Origin of the sequence: Streptomyces sp. DvalAA-43, from assembly GCF_900091725.1 — a bacterium.
Classification (GTDB): Bacteria; Actinomycetota; Actinomycetes; order Streptomycetales; family Streptomycetaceae; genus Streptomyces; species Streptomyces pulveraceus.
In genome coordinates this window covers 22,920-42,421 of sequence record NZ_FMBW01000052.1, presented here as the reverse complement: position 1 = coordinate 42,421, position 19,502 = coordinate 22,920, and the positions used below count along the sequence as shown (strand labels likewise).

Annotated in this window: 18 protein-coding genes; all 18 read right to left on the bottom strand. The window is 69.6% G+C overall.

All coding sequences use genetic code 11. The features are described from left to right. On the bottom strand, nt 1-1,572 hold the full coding sequence (gene atpA / locus GA0115234_RS21280) for a F0F1 ATP synthase subunit alpha (RefSeq protein ID WP_093543999.1): 1,572 nt from the start codon (nt 1,570-1,572) through the stop codon (nt 1-3). Nucleotides 1,573-1,710: 138 nt separating this feature from the next. After that, nucleotides 1,711-2,526 carry a F0F1 ATP synthase subunit delta gene (locus GA0115234_RS21275; RefSeq protein ID WP_093543997.1) on the bottom strand — a complete coding sequence of 272 codons (816 nt, stop codon included), beginning with the start codon at nt 2,524-2,526 and terminating at the stop codon, nt 1,711-1,713. Further along, nucleotides 2,523-3,071: a F0F1 ATP synthase subunit B gene (locus tag GA0115234_RS21270; protein ID WP_093543995.1), complete on the bottom strand. Its 549-nt coding sequence runs from the start codon at nt 3,069-3,071 to the stop codon at nt 2,523-2,525. Before GA0115234_RS21270 ends, GA0115234_RS21275 begins: the two co-directional genes overlap by 4 nt. 38 nt (nt 3,072-3,109) lie before the next feature. Beyond that, nucleotides 3,110-3,337 carry an ATP synthase F0 subunit C gene (gene atpE, locus GA0115234_RS21265; protein WP_030386954.1) on the bottom strand — a complete coding sequence of 76 codons (228 nt, stop codon included), beginning with the start codon at nt 3,335-3,337 and terminating at the stop codon, nt 3,110-3,112. 72 nt (nt 3,338-3,409) lie between these two features. After that, nucleotides 3,410-4,246 (bottom strand): F0F1 ATP synthase subunit A, encoded by an 837-nt coding sequence (atpB, locus tag GA0115234_RS21260; RefSeq protein ID WP_161275629.1) that lies wholly within the window; start codon nt 4,244-4,246, stop codon nt 3,410-3,412. A gap of 210 nt (nt 4,247-4,456) precedes the next feature. After that, a complete protein-coding gene (locus tag GA0115234_RS21255; RefSeq protein ID WP_093543991.1) occupies nt 4,457-4,894 on the bottom strand; it encodes a hypothetical protein in 438 nt (145 codons plus the stop codon). A gap of 262 nt (nt 4,895-5,156) precedes the next feature. Beyond that, the gene (locus GA0115234_RS21250) at nt 5,157-6,542 is read right to left on the bottom strand and encodes an MraY family glycosyltransferase (RefSeq protein WP_093543989.1); all 1,386 of its coding nucleotides are present in this window, start codon (nt 6,540-6,542) and stop codon (nt 5,157-5,159) included. Between the two features lie 140 nt (nt 6,543-6,682). Next, a complete protein-coding gene (glyA, locus tag GA0115234_RS21245) occupies nt 6,683-7,963 on the bottom strand; it encodes a serine hydroxymethyltransferase (RefSeq protein ID WP_093543987.1) in 1,281 nt (426 codons plus the stop codon). 157 nt (nt 7,964-8,120) lie between these two features. Further along, nucleotides 8,121-8,762: an arsenate reductase/protein-tyrosine-phosphatase family protein gene (locus GA0115234_RS21240; RefSeq protein WP_093543985.1), complete on the bottom strand. Its 642-nt coding sequence runs from the start codon at nt 8,760-8,762 to the stop codon at nt 8,121-8,123. After that, the gene (locus tag GA0115234_RS21235) at nt 8,759-9,406 is read right to left on the bottom strand and encodes an L-threonylcarbamoyladenylate synthase (protein WP_093543983.1); all 648 of its coding nucleotides are present in this window, start codon (nt 9,404-9,406) and stop codon (nt 8,759-8,761) included. The genes GA0115234_RS21240 and GA0115234_RS21235 overlap by 4 nt, the downstream gene beginning before the upstream one ends. 64 nt (nt 9,407-9,470) lie before the next feature. Further along, entirely contained in the window at nt 9,471-10,316 is an 846-nt protein-coding gene (gene prmC, locus GA0115234_RS21230; protein WP_093543981.1) for a peptide chain release factor N(5)-glutamine methyltransferase, read from the bottom strand. A 40-nt stretch (nt 10,317-10,356) separates the two neighbouring features. Further along, the gene (gene prfA, locus GA0115234_RS21225) at nt 10,357-11,433 is read right to left on the bottom strand and encodes a peptide chain release factor 1 (protein WP_093543979.1); all 1,077 of its coding nucleotides are present in this window, start codon (nt 11,431-11,433) and stop codon (nt 10,357-10,359) included. 156 nt (nt 11,434-11,589) lie between these two features. Further along, nucleotides 11,590-11,814 carry a 50S ribosomal protein L31 gene (gene rpmE, locus GA0115234_RS21220; protein ID WP_019764351.1) on the bottom strand — a complete coding sequence of 75 codons (225 nt, stop codon included), beginning with the start codon at nt 11,812-11,814 and terminating at the stop codon, nt 11,590-11,592. Nucleotides 11,815-11,956: 142 nt separating this feature from the next. After that, nucleotides 11,957-13,060: an LCP family protein gene (locus tag GA0115234_RS21215; protein WP_093543977.1), complete on the bottom strand. Its 1,104-nt coding sequence runs from the start codon at nt 13,058-13,060 to the stop codon at nt 11,957-11,959. A 353-nt stretch (nt 13,061-13,413) separates the two neighbouring features. Further along, nucleotides 13,414-15,444, bottom strand: coding sequence for a transcription termination factor Rho (gene rho / locus GA0115234_RS21210; protein ID WP_093544186.1), 2,031 nt, complete (start codon nt 15,442-15,444; stop codon nt 13,414-13,416). 385 nt (nt 15,445-15,829) lie between these two features. Further along, nucleotides 15,830-16,747, bottom strand: coding sequence for a homoserine kinase (gene thrB / locus GA0115234_RS21205; RefSeq protein ID WP_093543975.1), 918 nt, complete (start codon nt 16,745-16,747; stop codon nt 15,830-15,832). A 348-nt stretch (nt 16,748-17,095) separates the two neighbouring features. Then, nucleotides 17,096-18,166, bottom strand: a complete 1,071-nt coding sequence (gene thrC, locus GA0115234_RS21200; protein WP_093543973.1) for a threonine synthase — start codon at nt 18,164-18,166, stop codon at nt 17,096-17,098. A 6-nt stretch (nt 18,167-18,172) separates the two neighbouring features. Continuing rightward, nucleotides 18,173-19,462: a homoserine dehydrogenase gene (locus GA0115234_RS21195; protein ID WP_093544184.1), complete on the bottom strand. Its 1,290-nt coding sequence runs from the start codon at nt 19,460-19,462 to the stop codon at nt 18,173-18,175. Between the last annotated feature and the right edge of the window lie 40 nt (nt 19,463-19,502).

Genomic DNA, 19,502 nt, shown 5'->3' with positions numbered 1-19,502 from the left:
TCAGCCCTCGCCCAGGAGCTTGCCGTCCGAGGTCTCGAACTGCTGCTTGAAGGCGGCGACCGCGTCGGCGACCGACTGCAGCGTGTCGTCGGACATCTTGGCGCCCTCGGCGATGCTGGTCAGGAGGTCCTTGCGCTCACGGCGCAGGTACTCCAGCAGCTCGCTCTCGAAGCGACGGATGTCCTCGACCGGGACGTCGTCCATCTTGCCGGTGGTGCCGGCCCAGATGGAGACGACCTGCTCCTCGACCGGGTACGGGGAGTACTGCGGCTGCTTCAGGAGCTCGACCATGCGCTTACCGCGCTCCAGCGACGCCTTCGAGGCCGCGTCCAGGTCGGAACCGAAGGCGGCGAACGCCTCCAGCTCGCGGTACTGGGCGAGGTCGACACGGAGACGGCCGGAGACCTGGCGCATCGCCTTGTGCTGGGCGGAGCCACCGACACGGGAGACCGAGATACCGACGTTCAGGGCCGGGCGCTGGCCGGCGTTGAACAGGTCGGACTCCAGGAAGCACTGGCCGTCGGTGATGGAGATGACGTTGGTCGGGATGAACGCCGACACGTCGTTCGCCTTGGTCTCGACGATCGGGAGGCCCGTCATCGAACCGGCACCCATGTCGTCGGAGAGCTTGGCGCAGCGCTCCAGCAGACGCGAGTGGAGGTAGAAGACGTCGCCCGGGTAGGCCTCGCGGCCCGGCGGACGGCGCAGCAGAAGCGACACGGCGCGGTAGGCGTCGGCCTGCTTCGAGAGGTCGTCGAAGATGATCAGGACGTGCTTGCCCTGGTACATCCAGTGCTGGCCGATGGCCGAACCGGTGTACGGCGCCAGGTACTTGAAGCCGGCCGGGTCGGACGCCGGGGCGGCGACGATGGTCGTGTACTCCAGCGCGCCGGCCTCTTCGAGGGCACCGCGCACGGAGGCGATGGTGGAGCCCTTCTGACCGATGGCGACGTAGATGCAGCGCACCTGCTTGTTCACGTCGCCCGAGCGCCAGTTGTCGCGCTGGTTGATGATCGTGTCGACGGCCAGAGCGGTCTTACCCGTCTGACGGTCACCAATGATCAGCTGACGCTGGCCGCGGCCGATCGGCACCATGGCGTCGACGGCCTTGTAGCCGGTCTGCATCGGCTCGTGCACCGACTTACGGACCATGACGCCAGGGGCCTGCAGCTCGAGGGCGCGGCGGCTGTCGGTCGCGATCTCGCCGAGACCGTCGATCGGGTTGCCGAGCGGGTCGACGACGCGGCCGAGGTAACCCTCGCCGACGCCGACGGAGAGCACCTCACCGGTGCGCTGCACCGGCTGGCCCTCTTCGATGCCGCTGAACTCGCCGAGGACGATCGCACCGATCTCGCGCTCCTCGAGGTTGAGGGCGAGACCGAGGGTGCCGTCCTCGAACTTCAGCAGCTCGTTCGCCATGGCCGAGGGAAGACCCTCGACCTTCGCGATGCCGTCGCCGGCAACGCTGACCGTACCGACCTCCTCGCGCGAGGCCGCGTCCGGCTTGTACGACTGGACAAAGTTCTCCAGCGCGTCCCGGATCTCCTCCGGCCGGATCGTGAGCTCCGCCATCTGGGTTCCCTGCTCTCCTTGTTGGGCCCGAAGTTTCTTAAGGGGGTCTGGGGGCCGACCCCCAGGAATCTTCTGCAATTTCTGCACGGCCCAACCGGGCCGCTGGTCTTGCTCTGTTCTGTTGCTGCGTTGCGCCGGTCAGCCGGCCATGCGCCGGGTCGCCTCTTCGAGGCGCTCCGAGATGGTGCCGTCGATGACCTCGTCGCCGACCCGCACCGCGATCCCGCCGAGGACCGTGGGGTCCACGTCGAGGTTCAGGTGCATCGGGCGGCCGTAGATCTTCGCCAGTGCGGCGCCGAGGCGCTGCTTCTGCCGGTCGCTCAGCGGAACCGCCGAGGTGACCACGGCGACCATGCGCTCCCGGCGGTCCGCGGCCAGCTTGGAGAGGGACTCCAGTCCCTCTTCCAGGCTACGTCCACGGGGCTGGGTGACAAGCCGCGTGACGAGGCGCTCGGTGGCGGGCCGTGCCTTGCCGCCGAGCAGGCTGCTCAGCAGCTGTGCCTTGGCGGACGCGGACGCGGACCGGTCGGTGAGCGCGGCGCGCAGCTCCGGGTCGGAAGCCACGATCCGGCCGAACCGGAACAGCTCGTCCTCGACGTCGTCGAGGTCTCCGCCGTGCTGGGCGGCGGTGAGGTCCGCGGTGTTCGCCAGTTCCTCGACCGAGTCGACCAGGTCGCGCGACTGCGACCAGCGGGAGCGGACCATGCCGGAGATCAGGTCGACGGCCTCGCCGCCCACCTGACCGCGCAGCAGTCGTCCGGCCAGTTCCGCCCTGGCCTCGCCGGGCTGCGACGGGTCGGTCAGGACCCGCCGCAGTGAGACCTCGCGCTGGAGCAGCGCCGTGACGGCGGCCAGCTCCTCGGCGAGCTTCGCCGCGTCGACCGACGTGTTGTCGGTCAGCGCGTCGAGGGACTCACGTGCGGCAGCCAGTGCCTCGCGGCTCGCGCCGTTCATCGGACAGCCTCGGCCTTCGCCTCGAGCTCGTCGAGGAAACGGTCGACGGTGCCGCTCTGCCGGGCGTGGTCCTCCAGGGACTCGCCGACGAGCTTGCCGGCCAGGTCGGTGGCGAGCTTGCCCACGTCCTGACGCAGCGCGGAGGCCGCGGCCTTGCGGTCGGCCTCGATCTGGGCGTGACCGGCAGCGATGATCTCCTCGCGCTGCCTCTGGCCTTCCGCCCGCATCTCCTGCAGGATCACAACGCCCTGCTCCTGCGCCTCCTGGCGCAGGCGCGCGGCCTCGTGACGGGCCTCGGCGAGCTGAGCCTTGTACTGCTCAAGAACGCTCTGGGCCTCGGTCTGGGCCGCATCGGCCTTTTCGATACCGCCTTCGATGGCCTCGCGGCGCTCTTCCAGAACCTTGTTGATGTTCGGGAGGAGCTTCTTGGCGAGGAAGCCGAAGACGATGACGAAGGCGATCAGACCGATGACGAGCTCAGGGATCGGCGGAATGAGGGGGTTTTCCACCTCGGCTTCGGCCGCGAGCTGAACCAGGGGGTTCACATCAGTGCCTTTCGTCGGAACGGACTAGTCGCGGTTCGTCAGCTGTAGACGAACGGCATGACCAGACCGATGAGGGCGAGCGCCTCACAGAAGGCGAAGCCGAGAATCTGGTTGGCGCGGATCAGACCGGCAGCCTCGGGCTGACGGGCGAGGGCCTGCGTGCCGTTACCGAAGATGATGCCGACGCCGACGCCGGGGCCGATGGCAGCCAGGCCGTATCCGACGGAGCTGAGGGAACCGGTGACGGCGGCAAGGGTCTGGGACATGCCAGTTCTTCCTTCTCTTTCACGGACCGGTGGGGGTTGGCCACCGGACGACTGGGGGTATGGGAGGCGCGATCAGTGGTGCTCGGCGACAGCGCCCTGGATGAAGCTGCACGCCAGGAGCACGAAGACGTACGCCTGAACAGCCTGGATGAAGAGCTCGAAGGCCGTCATCACGATGACCATCACGAACGAGACGCCCGCGTAGGCGATACCGATGCCGTTGAGCAGGTACCAGCTGGCGATGGTGAAGAGCAGCAGCAGCGTGTGACCGGCGAACATGTTCGCGAAGAGTCGGACCGCGTGCGTGAACGGGCGGACGATCACGTTCGAGAAGAACTCGATGACCATGACCATCGGGAGCACCGGGCCGAGCGACTTGTCGTAGCCCGTCAGGTTCTTGAAGCCGCCGACGAAGCCGTGGCGCTTGAACGTGATGCTCATCCAGAGGACGTAGACGATCAGCGCCAGAGCGGCCGGGTACGCGATGATCGACGTCACCGGGAACTGGGCGAGCGGGATGATCGACCAGAGGTTCATCATCCACACGAAGAAGAAGATCGAGACCATCAGCGGGACGTACTTCTCGCCCTCGCGCTTGCCGAGCGTCTCGTAGACGATCCCGCGGCGGACGAAGTCGTATCCGGCCTCGGCGACCATCTGCAGCTTGCCCGGAACGACCTTCGGCTTACGGAAGGCGGCCCAGAAGAAGCCGACGATGATGACCGTACCGAGGAGCGCCAGCAGCATCGTCTTGTTGAAGTAGATGTTGCTGTCCGCGTCACCGAAGATCGGCTCGAACAGGAAAGAGTGCAAGCCAGGACCCGGGAAACCACAACCGGAGAAGATGTGGCAATCGGTCTCGAAGGCGAGCACCTGTGTCGGGTCAGCACTCACCGCGGGCTCCTTCAGCGTGGCGCATAGGTACGGCAACCTCGTTGTGTCGGCGCGGCGCGCAGCCGCGGTTCGGCACTGGACTGGTGTTACGGATGTGTGAGCGGCAGTCAGGCATTGAGCCTCGCGATCGAGCAGGCGTCAGCTCACATGCCCGCGCCCGCAGTGCCGCAGTTGGAACCGGACGATAGCAGGGTCTTGAACCTGCACTTATCCCGCCCCTACCCTTCACGACTTCGATCCCGTGTTCCTGGGCTTTTCCGCCTTGTCGGACTCGGGCTCGACGTAAAGGATCTTGGCCTTCATGTGCGCACGCGTCTGTGCGCCGATCCACACGAGGGTCATCGCGACCAGCGTGATCGCGAAGGCCTTCGGGTTGAACATCGTCGTGTTCTTGAACGCGGCGACAAAGATGAACAGAAGGAGAAGCTGAGCCGTATAAAGCATCAGCCCCATCGCCTGGAACAGGTGGGGCAGGGACCGCGCGGTCCGTTGCAGGACCAGCAGTCCGATCCCCATGAAGAGAATCACCACGATCGTCGCAACGCCCGCGCCGAGGGCTCCCTTGCCGCCCGCGACTCCAGCGCTGACGGCGACGGCTACGGCGCCGGCGACAGCGGTGGGTACGGCGGCTTGAAGGAGAGTCCGGACGTCGTTGGACGGCATGGCGGCAGCTCCGCTTGCAGGGGGTGGGCAGTGTGTCGTCATGGACGAGCGTAGGCCCGGTCCGAGTCGATGCCTCGGGCCGATGGACCGTGCTACTCAGGTCCTTCAACTCCGTCACCGGGCTTCGTGAACGGTATCACAAACTATTTGATGAGGTCTTTACCAAGAAAGTGTGCTTACAGTCACACGTGAGAGTGAATTCGCGCATGTGAGCAAGACAACTCAATATGTTGTCTGGTATTGCCCCTTGGTGCCCGAATTCTCAACGTGCGGATTCAGCCGGATCTCTGTCCGAAAAACGCGAACGAGGGCCGATGGCAGTCGCCCCGTTGACGCCGGAGACGCCCACGACGACCGGGGTGCGCTCCTGCGACTCGGGCCCCGTCCGCCCCATCGGGCTTCCGGGCGGGCCCTGTTGGGCCTCGGGCTCCGACGCATCCGCCGTCCCGGGAGCCCCTCCCCCGTCCCGCCCGCGGCGGTAGCGGGGCGGTACGAAGCGTTCCGCCCAGTGCGGCGCCCGTGGGGTGAAGCGGGGCATCAGCAGCAGTACGAGACCCAGCGTGCTCATCCCCACGATCACCATCACGATCCACAGGGACGTCGAGTGCACGGAGTAGCCGACCGCCCCGAAGGCGATCAGGGCCGACCAGAAGTACATGATCAGCACGGACCTGCTGTGCGAGTGGCCGATCTCCAGCAGGCGGTGGTGCAGATGTCCGCGGTCCGCCGCGAACGGCGACTGCCCGTTCCACGTCCGCCGCACGATCGCCAGCACCAGGTCCGCGGCCGGGACCGCGATGATCGTCAGCGGCAGCAGCAGCGGGATGAAGACCGGCAGCATCGCGTGGGTGACCTCGCGCTCGCTCCCGGCGAAGAGCTTCATCGTGTCCGGGTCGACCCGGCCGGTCACCGAGATCGCCCCGGCCGCCAGCACCAGGCCGATCAGCATCGAGCCCGAGTCGCCCATGAAGATCCGCGCGGGATGCATGTTGTGCGGCAGGAAGCCCAGGCACATGCCCATCAGGATCGCCATGAAGAGCGTCGCCGGGGCCGCCGCCTCGATCATGTGCCCGTACCAGAGCCGGTAGGTGTAGAGGAAGAACGCGGCGGCGGCGATGCACACCATGCCCGCCGCCAGACCGTCCAGACCGTCGACGAAGTTGACCGCGTTGATGGTGATGACGACCAGGGCGACCGTGAGCAGCGTGCCCTGCCACTGGGTGAGCGCGACGGTGCCGATGCCCGGGATCGGCAGCCACAGGATCGTCAGACCCTGGATGACCATGACCGCGGCGGCGATCATCTGCCCGCCGAGCTTGATCAGGGCGTCGATCTCGAACTTGTCGTCCAGGACACCGATCAGCCAGATCAGCGCGGCGCCGGAGAGCAGGGCCCGCGGCTCGGTGGAGAGCTGGAAGACCCAGTCGAGGTTGTGGAGGTGGGCCGCGACGATCAGCCCCGCGCACAGCCCGCCGAACATGGCGATGCCGCCGAGCCTCGGTGTGGGTTCTCGGTGGACGTCACGCGCACGGATCGCGGGCATCGCCCCGATCGCGATGGCGAACTTACGCACCGGACCGGTCAGCAGATAGGTCACCGCGGCCGTGACACAGAGCGTCAGCAGGTAATCACGCACGGGCTGCCCCATAGATTTTCGCCGGCCATCTCAGCCCACACCCTAAACCGTCCGGCCATCCGCGACGGCCGCGCTGCATGGGCCTCATGACCGAGGACACAGCGAACGGACCGAACGGTTCCACACCGGACGTCCAGGGTCTTCCGTCCGGATCAGGCCGGGCCCGCCTGTGCCGGATACGGCGGATGCCGTTCTGCCAGCTCCCGCACCTCCGCGCGGATGTCGTCCTCCTCCCGCACGGCCGTTCCGAAGAGCACGGCCAGCCGTGCCATGTCGGCGTCGTCCATGCCCTGGGTGGTGACGGCCGCGGTACCGAGCCTGATGCCCCGGGCCTCCCCGTACGGCAGCGCGCAGGTGTCCAGCACCAGGCCCGCCGCCGCCAGCCGGGCGCGGGCGGTGGGCCCGTCGACGCCCAGCGGGGCCGGGTCCGCGACGATCAGATGGGTGTCCGTGCCGCCCGTGGTGACCTCGAAGCCCTCCGCCTCCAGACCGGCCGCCAGCACCCGGGCATGGGTGACCACCCGGTGCGCGTACGCCGCGAACGCCGGGGTGGCCGCCTCGCCGAACGCGACCGCCTTCGCGGCGACGGTGTGCATCTGCGCACCGCCCTGGGTGAACGGGAAGACCGCCCGGTCGATCCGCTCCGCCAGCTCCGCGCCGCACAGGATCATCCCGCCGCGCGGACCGCGCAGCACCTTGTGCGTGGTCGCGCAGACCACATCGGCGTACGGCACCGGATTCGGCGCCGCTCCCCCGGCGATCAGCCCCATCGGGTGCGCGGAGTCGGCGATGAGATACGCGCCCACCTCGTCGGCGATCTCCCGGAACAGCTCGTGATCGGGGTGGCGGGGGTACGAGATGGAGCCGCTCACGATCGCCTTGGGGCGGTGGGCGCGGGCCAGTGCGCGCACCTGCTCGTAGTCGATCAGGCCGCTCTCGGAGTCCACCCCGTAGCCGATGAACTCGAACCAGCGGCCGGAGAAGTTGGCGGGCGAACCATGCGTGAGGTGTCCCCCGTACGGGAGTCCCATCGCCAGCACCGTGTCACCGGGGCGGAGCAGGGCGGCGTACGCGGCGAGGACCGCGGAGGAGCCGGAGTGGGCCTGGACGTTGGCGTGCTCGGCGCCGAAGAGCGCGGTGGCGCGACGGCAGGCGATGCGTTCGGCGGCATCCGCCTGCTCGCAGCCGCCGTGGTGGCGGGCTCCGGGATAGCCCTCGGCGTACTTGTTGGCGAGGGGTGAGCCGAGGGCGGCGAGGACCGCGGGCGAGGTGAAGTTCTCGGCGGCGGTCAGCTGAAGGGTGCTGGACTGGCGGTGCAGCTCCCCCAGCAGCACGGCGGCGATCTCCGGGTCCTCCCGGAGCAGGGCGTCGAAGTCCTGCGGCAGGGCGGTCCCGGGGGCGGAGAACGGCGCGGCTGGCGTGGTGACCGGCATCGATGGGCTCCGGGCCTGGGAAGGGGGCGCTGGCGTCAGCTCCAATGTAGGCCCGCAAGGGGCCTCCTGCCCGCTGTACGGCGCCGTCATGCACCCGTTGGGCCCCTCTGCCCAGGCGGTGCGTACGCCCGTCGGAGTGGCGCGGGCGGCGTGCGCGTCAGTGCGGCGCGGGCACGCCCGTCAGGGCCGTGACGACCGGGTCGAGGGCCTGGTTGATCTCGTCGCCGATGGAGCGGAAGAACGTGATCGGGGCGCCGTACGGGTCGAACACCTCGTCCGCCTCGGCGGTGGGGGCCAGCAACCAGCCGCGCAGCGCGGCCGCGGCCCGGACCAGCGCGCGGGCGCGCTCGACGACGCCCTCGTCGAGCGGGTCGGGCAGCGTGGCGGGGTCTATCGCCCGGACCAGCCGGGTGAACTCCTTGAGGGTGAACGTCCGCAGACCGGCCGAGTGCCCCATCGAGATCACCTGCGCGCGGTGGTCGCGGGTGGCGGTGAGCACCAGGTCGGCGCGGATCACGTGCTCGTCGAGCAGCTCCCGGCCGACGAAGCCGGTGGTGTCGGCGCCGAAGTCGGCGAGGACGGTCTCGGCGTTGGCCTCCATGGGGGCGCCCTCGTGGCCCCAGGTGCCCGCGCTCTCCACGATCAGCCCGCCGCTGAGCGGATCGCCGAGGCGGTCCACCAGGGCATGGCGGGTCAGCCGCTCGGTGATCGGCGAGCGGCAGACATTGCCGGTGCTGACGTGGAGGATGCGGAAGGAGTCGGACCGCCCCGTTATGCCACGCCCCTCAGGGGCGGTCAATTGGCCACCTCGAGGTCGGGTACCACCTTGCGGAGCTCCTCGGCGGAGAGCGCGCCGGCCCGCAGCAGCACGGGGACCTTGCCGGTCACGTCGACGATCGACGAGGGCACGATGCCGGGCGTCGGGCCGCCGTCCAGGTAGACGGAGACGGAGTCGCCGAGCATCTCCTGGGCCGCGTCGCAGTCCTCGGGGGCCGGGTGCCCGGTGAGGTTGGCGCTGGAGACGCCCATCGGGCCGACCTCCGTGAGCAGCTCGATGGCGACCGGGTGCAGCGGCATCCGGATGGCGACGGTGCCGCGAGTGTCCCCGAGGTCCCACTGGAGCGACGGCTGGTGCTTGGCGACGAGCGTGAGGGCGCCGGGCCAGAAGGCGTCGACGAGCTCCCAGGCCTGCTCGGAGAAGTCGGTGACCAGGCCGTGCAGGGTGTTCGGGGAGCCGATCAGCACGGGCGTCGGCATGTTGCGGCCGCGGCCCTTGGCGGCCAGCAGATCGGCGACGCCCTCGGAACTGAAGGCGTCCGCGCCGATGCCGTACACGGTGTCGGTGGGCAGCACGACCAGTTCGCCGCGGCGGACGGCCGACGCGGCCTCACGCAGACCCGTCGTACGGTCGGTCGCGTCGTTGCAGTCGTATCGCCGTGCCATCAGCCGGCCTCCTCAAGCGTGTACGGGTATGGCGGGTACGGGTCGTGCGGGTGGTGGCCGCCGGTCACGGCATGGCCTTGCGGGCCGTGGCGAACCGCGGCCGGTTGTTCAGGTCGGGGTGGTCGGCCGCGTCCGCCCAGCCGCGCTCCTCGGTGAAGATCCACGGCACCTGGCCGCCCTGGGTGTCGGCGTGCTCGATGACGACGAGGCCACCGGGGCGCAGCAGGCGGTGTGCGGTGCGTTCGATGCCGCGGATGGTGTCGAGGCCGTCCTCGCCGGAGAAGAGGGCCATCTCCGGGTCGTGGTCGCGGGCCTCGGGTGCCACGTACTCCCACTCGGTGAGCGGGATGTACGGGGGGTTGGAGATGACCAGGTCGACCTGGCCGTCCAGCTCGGGGAGGGCGGTCAGCGCGTCTCCCTGGTGGACGGTGACCCTGGATCCGTCGGCGTTCTTCCGGGTCCACTCGATGGCGTCGTCGGAGAGCTCGACGGCGTGCACCCGCGAGCGGGGCACCTCCTGGGCCATGGCCAGCGCGATGGCGCCCGATCCGCTGCACAGGTCGACGACGACCGGCTCGACCACGTCCATCGCGCGCACCGCGTCTATCGCCCAGCCGACGACCGACTCGGTCTCCGGGCGGGGGACGAAGACACCGGGTCCGACCTGGAGCTCCAGGTAGCGGAAGAAGGCGCGGCCGGTGATGTGCTGGAGCGGTTCGCGGGCCTCGCGGCGGGCGATGGCCTCCCAGTAGCGGGCGTCGAACTCCGCGTCCGGCACCCGGTGCAGCTCGCCCCGCTTGACGCCGTGCACGAACGCGGCGAGTTCCTCCGCGTCGAATCGCGGCGAGGGCACACCGGCGTCGGCCAGCCGCTGGGTGGCCTGGGCCACCTCGGCGAGCAGCAGGTTCATCGCGGTTCTCCGTACGGTTTACGGGCGGGGCGGGCTTGGCTCACGCGTTGGCGAGCTTGGCGGCGGAGTCGGCGTCGACGCACGCCTGGATCACGGAATCCAGGTCGCCGTCGAGCACCTGGTCCAAGTTGTACGCCTTGAAGCCGACGCGGTGGTCCGAGATGCGGTTTTCCGGGAAGTTGTAGGTACGGATCTTCTCGGAACGGTCGACGGTGCGCACCTGGCTGCGCCGTACGTCCGACGCCTCCTGCTCGGCGGCCTCCTGGGCGGCGGCGAGCAGCCGCGAACGCAGGATGCGCATGGCCTGTTCCTTGTTCTGGAGCTGGCTCTTCTCGTTCTGGCAGGAGGCGACGACGCCGGTCGGCAGGTGGGTGATGCGGACCGCCGAGTCCGTGGTGTTGACGGACTGGCCGCCGGGGCCCGAGGAGCGGTAGACGTCGATGCGCAGGTCGTTGGCGTGGATCTCGACATCGACCTCCTCGGCCTCGGGCGTGACGAGCACACCGGCGGCGGAGGTGTGGATGCGGCCCTGCGACTCGGTGGACGGCACCCGCTGCACGCGGTGCACGCCGCCCTCGTACTTCAGCCGGGCCCACACGCCCTGGCCGGGCTCGGTGGCGCCGTTGCCGCCCTTGGTCTTCACGGCGACCTGGACGTCCTTGTAGCCGCCGAGCTCGGACTCGGTGGAGTCGATGATCTCGGTCTTCCAGCCGACGCGCTCGGCGTAGCGCAGGTACATGCGCAGCAGATCGCCGGCGAACAGGGCCGACTCGTCGCCGCCCGCGCCCGCCTTGATCTCCAGGAGCACGTCCTTGTCGTCGCTGGGGTCGCGCGGGACCAGGAGCAGGCGGAGCTTCTCGGTGAGCTCCTCGCGCTGCTTCTCCAGCTCCTTGACCTCGGCGGCGAAGTCGGGGTCGTCGGCGGCGAACTCGCGGGCCGTCCCGATGTCGTCCCCGGCCTGCTTCCAGGAGCGGTACGTCGCGACGATCGGGGTCAGCTCGGCGTAGCGCTTGTTGAGCTTGCGCGCGTTGGCCTGGTCGGCGTGGACCGCCGGGTCCGCGAGCTTCTTCTCCAGATCGGCCTGTTCGCCGATCAGTTCCTCGACCGCCTCGAACATCTTCGGGCTCCTGATTTCTTCACTCGGGCGTGCCTGCTGGACGGCGTGATGCCGGCCCGGCGGGGGTACGGAAACGGGGCCGCGCACCCCCGGCCGGAAAAAACGCCGGTCCCGACGCCCCCGGAAGAGGGCGCCAGGAACCGGCGCAGTGGCTCGCTACTTGCTGGCGGAGCCGGCAGCCTTGCCGAAGCGGGCCTCGAAGCGGGCCACACGGCCACCGGTGTCGAGGATCTTCTGCTTGCCCGTGTAGAACGGGTGGCACTCGGAGCAGACGTCGGCGCGGATGGTGCCGCCGTCGATGGTGCTCCGGGTCGTGAACGACGCGCCACAGGTGCAGCTGACCTGCGTCTCGACGTACTCGGGGTGGATGTCGCGCTTCAAGGGTTTCTCCTAGGTTCGGGAGGGCGCCGGGTCGTACGCACGGATTGCGCGTCCGTGAACCGGGGCCGACGTACCAGTCTGCCAGGACCGGCCGTATCTCCCAAAACCGGGGGCGGGCCGCAACTATTCCCGGCCCGTCCGGTCACCGTACGACGCCGCCCGCGGCGCCCTTGTCGCCCGCCGACTTCTCGGTGGCGGAGGCGGGGATCGCCTTGTCCTGCTTGAGCGCGCTCCACACCTGCTGGGCTGCGGATTCCAGCGGTACGACGCGGTTCGGGTCGGCGGGGTCGTACTCCACGGGGAGCGTGACCATGTGGACGTTCTTCGAGCCGAGCCCCTTGAGGCCGTTGGCGAAGGAGGTGAGTTCGGTGACCGAGCCGAGGTCGGAGTCGGTGGTGACGGCCTTGGTGGCCGTGTCCGCGAGGTCGTACAGCTTCTTCGGGTTCGAGAACACCCCGACGTGCTTGACCTGTTCCATCAGCGCCTTGATGAACGCCTGCTGGAGCTGGATGCGGCCGAGGTCACTGCCGTCGCCGACGCTCTTGCGGGTACGGACGAGGCCCAGCGACTGCTCTCCGTCGAGGGTGTGGGTGCCGGGTTCGAGCTTCAGATGGCTCTTGGGGTCGTCGATCGCCTGGGTGGTGGTGATCTTCACGCCGCCCAGCTCGTCGATGAGCTTCTTGAAGCCGGTGAAGTCGACTTCGAGGTAGTGGTCCATGCGGATGCCCGACATGGCCTCGACGGTCTTGACCGCACAGGCCGGTCCGCCGACCTCGTACGCCGTGTTGAACATCGCGCGCTGCTCGGCGGCGACGGGCTTCCCCGTGGTGTCGCTGGTGCACTCGGGGCGGGTGACCAGGGTGTCGCGCGGGATGGAGACGACGGAGGCCGTCCGGTGGCCCTTGTTGATGTGCAGGACCATCGCGGTGTCGGAGCGGGCCGCGCCGTCGTCGGTGCCGTACGCGGAGTTCGCGCCGGACCGGGAGTCCGAGCCGAGCACGAGGATGTCCTGGGAGCCGTTGTCGACGTTGTCGGGGCGGTTCTTGCCGAGCGCGGCGTTGATGTCGACGGCCTTGAGATTGCCGTTGAGCTTGACGTAGGCGTATCCCAGTCCGGCACCGCCGACGACCACGGCCCCGGCCAGGGTCCAGGCCGCGATCACCGTCGCCCTGCGACGACGGGAGGGCTTCTTCCGGCGCTTGCCGGTGGGGCGTATTCGGCCGCCGCTCCCGTTCTGCTCGGTCATGGGTCTCCTTCGGTCGTCGGCTTTCCCCGGCTACCCCCAGCGGTGTTCGGGCACTGGAACGTCGACTTGTCGGTACTGCGTACGACGCCGTGGCATCAAGAAGGGTTGCACAGCCACCTGTTGTTTCCGCGTGAGGACGAAACGGACATCGAGCTCGGATGAACAGCCGGTGATCCGGCGCTCACCTGCGGTTTCTTGACCGTTACAGGCATCACCGGGCCATCGGCGGCACGTCCGGCATGTGGCAAAGGTCTCGGTTCGGCCGCGCCGTACGCGCCGGGTGCACGCACAGGGCCGCCCCCGTCACCGAAGTGACGGGGGCGGCCCTGTGATCCAGCCGGTCGGGTGCGACGTCAGTCGTTGCCGTTGCCCGGGGCCGGCGTCGTCTTCTGGATCTGGAGCAGGAACTCCGCGTTGGACTGGGTCTTCTTCATCCGGTCCAGGAGGAGCTCGATCGCCTGCTGCTGGTCGAGCGCGTGCAGCACTCGGCGCAGCTTCCAGACGATCGCCAACTCGTCGCTGCCCAGGAGGATTTCCTCCTTGCGGGTGCTGGACGCGTCGACGTCCACCGCCGGGAAGATGCGCTTGTCCGAGAGCTTCCGGTCGAGCTTGAGCTCCATGTTGCCGGTGCCCTTGAACTCCTCGAAGATCACCTCGTCCATGCGCGAGCCGGTCTCGACGAGCGCGGTGGCCAGGATGGTCAGCGAACCGCCGTCCTCGATGTTGCGCGCGGCACCGAAGAAGCGCTTCGGCGGGTACAGCGCGGTCGAGTCGACACCACCGGACAGGATGCGGCCGGAGGCGGGGGCCGCGAGGTTGTACGCACGGCCGAGGCGGGTGATGGAGTCCAGCAGGACGACCACGTCGTGACCCAGCTCGACGAGACGCTTGGCGCGCTCGATGGCCAGCTCGGCGACGGTGGTGTGGTCCTCGGCGGGACGGTCGAAGGTCGAGGAGATGACCTCGCCCTTCACCGACCGCTGCATGTCGGTGACCTCTTCCGGACGCTCGTCGACCAGGACGACCATCAGGTGGCACTCGGGGCTGTTGACCGTGATCGCGTTGGCGATCGCCTGGAGGATCATGGTCTTACCGGTCTTCGGCGGGGCCACGATCAGGCCTCGCTGGCCCTTGCCGATGGGAGCGACCAGGTCGATGATCCGCGTCGTCAGGACGTTGGAGTCGGTCTCCAGGCGGAGCCGGTCCTGGGGGTAGAGCGGGGTCAGCTTCTGGAACTCCGGGCGGCCGCGGCCGGTTTCGGGCGCCATGCCGTTCACCGAGTCGAGGCGGACCAGGGCGTTGAACTTCTCCCGGCGCTCGCCGTCCTTGGGCTGGCGCACCGCACCGGTGACGTGGTCACCCTTGCGCAGGCCGTTCTTGCGGACCTGGGCGAGCGAGACGTACACGTCGTTCGGGCCCGGCAGGTAGCCGGAGGTCCGGATGAACGCGTAGTTGTCGAGGATGTCCAGGATGCCCGCGACGGGGATCAGGACGTCGTCGTCGGAGACCGGGACCTCGCTGGCGAAGTCCTCGCGGCCACGGCGGCCACGGCGGTCGCGGTAGCGGCCACGACGGCCGCGACGGCCGCCCGCCTCGTCGTCGTACCCGTCGTCCTGCGGGCCGCCGCCCTGCTGGCCCTGGCTCTGCCCCTGACCCTGGCCCTGACCCTGGCCCTGGCGCTGCTGGCGCTGGCCACCGCCCTGCTCGTCGCCCTTGCCCCGGCGGTCGCGCTGACGGTCGCGGCGCTCCCCGCGCTCCTGGCGGTCGCCCCGCTCGCCGCGCTGACCGCGGTCCTGGCGGTCGCCGCGGCGGCCCTCGGCCGTATCGGCGGCGGCCTCGGCCTTGGCGTCGGCGCGGTCGTCGCCCTTGGGCTCGGCCTGCGTCTCCGTCCTGGCCTCGGCGGGCTTGGTCTCCGCCTTGCTCTCCGGGCTGCCCGCCTGCGCGGTGGCACGGCGCCGACGGCGCTCGCCCGCGGGCTGGTCGTCGCTGGCCGGCTGGCCGGGAATGTCGATCTGCTGCTGGGCCGCGGCCTTCTCGGCGGGTGCGGCGGCCGCGGTCTCGTCCCCGGTGCGGGCCTTGGAGGTGGCGCGGCGCTTCGGCTTGGTCTCGGCCGTGGCGGCGGGCGCTGCGGCCTTGGGCGCGGCGGAGCTACCGGCCTGCGCCTCCTTGATGACCTCGATCAGCTGGCCCTTGCGCATCCGCGCAGTGCCCTTGATGCCGAGGCCGGACGCGACCTGCTGCAGCTCGGCCAGGACCATGCCGTCAAGGCCGGTGCCGGAGCGGCGGCGCCGTGCGGTGGTGCCAGTGGCAGCACCTTCGGCGGGCGCGGCGCTGTCGACGTTCTTGTCGGCAGTCACGCCCATCAGATCGGTGGTGTCGCTCACGAAGGGTCCTTCCCTGGAGCGGACGTCGGCCTTCTGGCTCGGCGACCGGTTGTGCTGTCCGACTGCGGTCTTTTTCTTGCGGACCGTGCCGGGGCGGTGGTCCGCCGGGTACGGCGGAGAGATGAAGGTGTGCAAGGGCCCGGCGCGAGCATCCCCCTGCTCGGCCCACTCCTGGACAAGCGAGGGGTGTCGTGCCGGTTCCGGAGCGTGCACGAAACTGCTCAGGCAGGCTGCTCAGGCAGTTGGGGAGGCTCCCGGAAGAATTGGTGGTCCCGGAAAGGGACACGAAGCAACGCGCCACATAGACGTCGGTTGCAGACTTGAGGTTAACACTACCGGCTCCAACAAACATTCCCCCTCTCACTCACCGGCAATCACTTCTCGGCTACGGGACGAGCGGCAGCACACTCGCGCCCGGGGCGTCGAGGGCGAGGCGATTGGCCGCCCACCCCTCGCCCGCCAGCTGTGCGACCTTGTCGGCCGCACCGTCCTCGGCCAGTGCGAGCACGGTCGGCCCGGCACCGGAGATGACCGCGGGGACGCCGTCCGCGCGCAGTCGGTTGACGAGTTCCACGCTCTCGGGCATCGCCGGTCCGCGGTACTCCTGGTGCAGCCGGTCCTCGGTGGCGGTGAGCAGCAGCTCGGGACGCCTGGTCAGGGCCTCGACGAGCAGTGCGGCACGGCCGGCGTTGAAGGCGGCGTCGACATGCGGAACCGACCGCGGGAGCAGTCCCCGCGCGGTCTCGGTGAGGACCGGCTTGCCGGGTACGAAAACCACCGGAACGATGGACTGTGCGGGGTCCATCCTGATCGCGCGCGCGGAACCGCCGTCCATCCACGCCAGAGTGAAGCCGCCGAGCAGACAGGCCGCGACATTGTCGGGGTGGCCCTCGATCTCGGTGGCCAGCTCCAGCAGCGCCGCCTCGTCGAGCCGGGCGTCACCGCCGGTCGTCACGGCGCGGGCGGCGACGATGCCGGCACAGATGGCGGCGGAGGACGAGCCGAGGCCGCGTCCGTGCGGGATGCGGTTGGCGCAGACGATCTCCAGACCCCGGGGCTGTCCGCCGAGCAGGTCGAAGGCCGTGCGCAGGGAACGTACGAGGAGGTGGCTCTCGTCGCGGGGCAGCGTGTCGGCGCCCTCACCCGCGATGTCGATGTGCAGTCCGGAGTCGGCGACGCGGACGACGACGTCGTCGTACAGCCCCAGCGACAGGCCGAAGGCGTCGAAACCCGGGCCCAGGTTGGCGCTGGTCGCAGGGACGCGCACCCGGACGGCGGCGGCTCGGAAGGCGGGACCGGCCATCGGTTGGACGACTCTCCTTGTGTGGCAGCGGGGGGGGTGGTGAAGCGGTTTCTCCGTGGTGGCGGGAGGTCGTGGTGACGGGGAGTGGAATTCCGGGGAACCCGACGGCCACAACGGCCCATGCACCGCGGCAGATGCGGCGGGGCGGGTTGGGTACAGCTTATCGAAGGAAGGTTCTGTGGCGACATAGGGCGCACGGGAGGCGCACGATGCGTGTCGCACACCGCCGATGCGCTCTCCGCCCCGGAATGGGGCGGTTGAGCTGGGTTCTTCCCCGATCGACCGGACCGGTCCGGTCGATCGGGGAAGGCACCACTGCCTGTCCGGCGCCGATCCGCCGGACGGGCCTCAGACCAGGCCCAGCTTCTGCGCGGCGGTGGCCGCGTCGACCGGGACCGTGACCGGCTGCGGTGCGCCCGCGACGGCCCAGTCGGGGTCCTTGAGCCCATTGCCGGTGACCGTACAGACGATCTTCTGGCCGGGGTCGACCTTGCCCTCCTCGGCGGCCTTCAGCAGGCCCGCGACGGAGGCGGCCGAGGCGGGCTCGACGAAGACGCCCTCCTGGGAGGCCAACAGCCGGTAGGCGGACAGGATCTGCCGGTCCGTCACCTCATCGATGAAACCGCCCGATTCGTCCCGGGCGTCCAGCGCGTACTGCCAGGAGGCCGGGTTGCCGATCCGGATGGCGGTGGCGATGGTCGACGGGTCCTTGACGATCTCGCCGCGCACGATGGGCGCGGAGCCGGAGGCCTGGAAGCCCCACATGCGCGGGGTGTGCGTGGACATGCTGTCCCCCGCGTACTCCTTGTACCCCTTCCAGTACGCGGTGATGTTGCCCGCGTTGCCGACCGGGAGGACATGGATGTCCGGGGCGTCGCCGAGCGCGTCGACGATCTCGAACGCGGCGGTCTTCTGGCCCTCGATACGCGCCGGGTTGACCGAATTGACCAGCGCCACCGGGTAGTTGTCCGAGAGCGAGCGGGCCAGCGTCAGGCAGTCGTCGAAGTTGCCGTCGACCTGGAGGATCTTGGCGCCGTGCACCAGCGCCTGGCCCATCTTGCCGAGCGCGATCTTGCCCTGCGGCACGAGGACGGCGCAGACCATGCCGGCCCGCACCGCGTACGCGGCGGCGGAGGCGGAGGTGTTGCCGGTGGAGGCGCAGATGACGGCCTTCGCACCCTCCTCCTTGGCCCGGGTGATGGCCATCGTCATGCCGCGGTCCTTGAAGGAACCGGTCGGGTTGGCGCCCTCGACCTTGAGGTGCACCTCGCAGCCCGTGCGCTCGGAGAGGACCTGAGCGGGGACGAGCGGCGTACCGCCCTCACGAAGCGTGACGACCGGCGTCGTGCTCGTGACCGGAAGGCGGTCCCGGTACTCCTCGATGATGCCGCGCCACTGGTGGGTGCCCTTGCTGGTCATGGGTCCTTACTCCCCTTCAACACGCATGATGCTGGCGACACCGCGCACGGTGTCGAGCTTGCGCAGCGCCTCGACGGTCGCCGAGAGGGCGGCGTCGGACGCGCGGTGGGTGACGACGACGAGCGATGCCTCGCCGTCCTTGCCCTGCTGGCGGACGGTATCGATCGATACGCCCTTCTCGGCGAAGACCGTCGCGACCTGGGCGAGTACGCCAGGCTTGTCGGCCACGTCGAGACTGATGTGGTACCGCGTGACCACGTCGCCCATGGGGCTGACCGGCAGACGCGTGTACGCGGACTCGCCGGGACCGGTGGCCCCGTTGAGTTTGTTGCGGCAGACCGCGACCAGGTCGCCGAGGACCGCGGACGCGGTCGGCGAGCCACCGGCGCCGGGGCCGTAGAACATGAGCTGTCCGGCCGCCTCGGCCTCGACGAAGACCGCGTTGTACGCCTCGCGGACGGAGGCCAGCGGGTGGCTCAGCGGGATCATCGCCGGGTGCACCCGGGCGGTGACCGACCGCCCGTCGGCGGCGCGCTCGCAGATGGCGAGGAGCTTGACGGTGCAGCCCATGCGGCGGGCGGACGCGATGTCGGCGGCGGTGACCTCGGTGATGCCCTCACGGTGCACATCGCCGATCCGCACCCGGGTGTGGAAGGCGATGCCGGCGAGGATGGCGGCCTTGGCCGCGGCGTCGAAGCCCTCGACGTCGGCGGTCGGGTCGGCCTCGGCGTACCCGAGGGCGGTGGCCTCGTCGAGCGCCTCGGAGTACCCGGCTCCGCTGGTGTCCATCTTGTCGAGGATGAAGTTGGTCGTGCCGTTCACGATGCCGAGGACCCGGTTGACCTTGTCACCGGCGAGGGACTCGCGCAGCGGCCGTACCAGCGGGATGGCACCGGCCACGGCGGCCTCGTAGTAGAGGTCCCGGCCGTGCTGCTCGGCGGCGGCGTGCAGTGCCGCGCCGTCCTCGGCGAGCAGCGCCTTGTTGGCGGAGACGACGCTCGCGCCGTGCTCGAAGGCGGTGGTGATGAGCGTGCGGGCGGGCTCGATGCCCCCGATGACCTCGATGACGACGTCGATGTCGCCCCGTTTGACCAGGGCCGTCGCATCGGTGGTGATCAGCGCGGGGTCGATGCCCTCGCGCACCTTGGAGGGCCGGCGCACGGCGACACCGGCGAGCTCGACCGGCGCGCCGATGCGCGCGGCGAGGTCGTCGGCGTGCGTCGTCATGATGCGCGCCACCTCTGAGCCGACCACTCCACAGCCCAGCAGCGCCACCTTCAGCGGACGCGTACGCATCATCCGACCTCGTTTCCTTTACATCTGATGTGTGGACCAG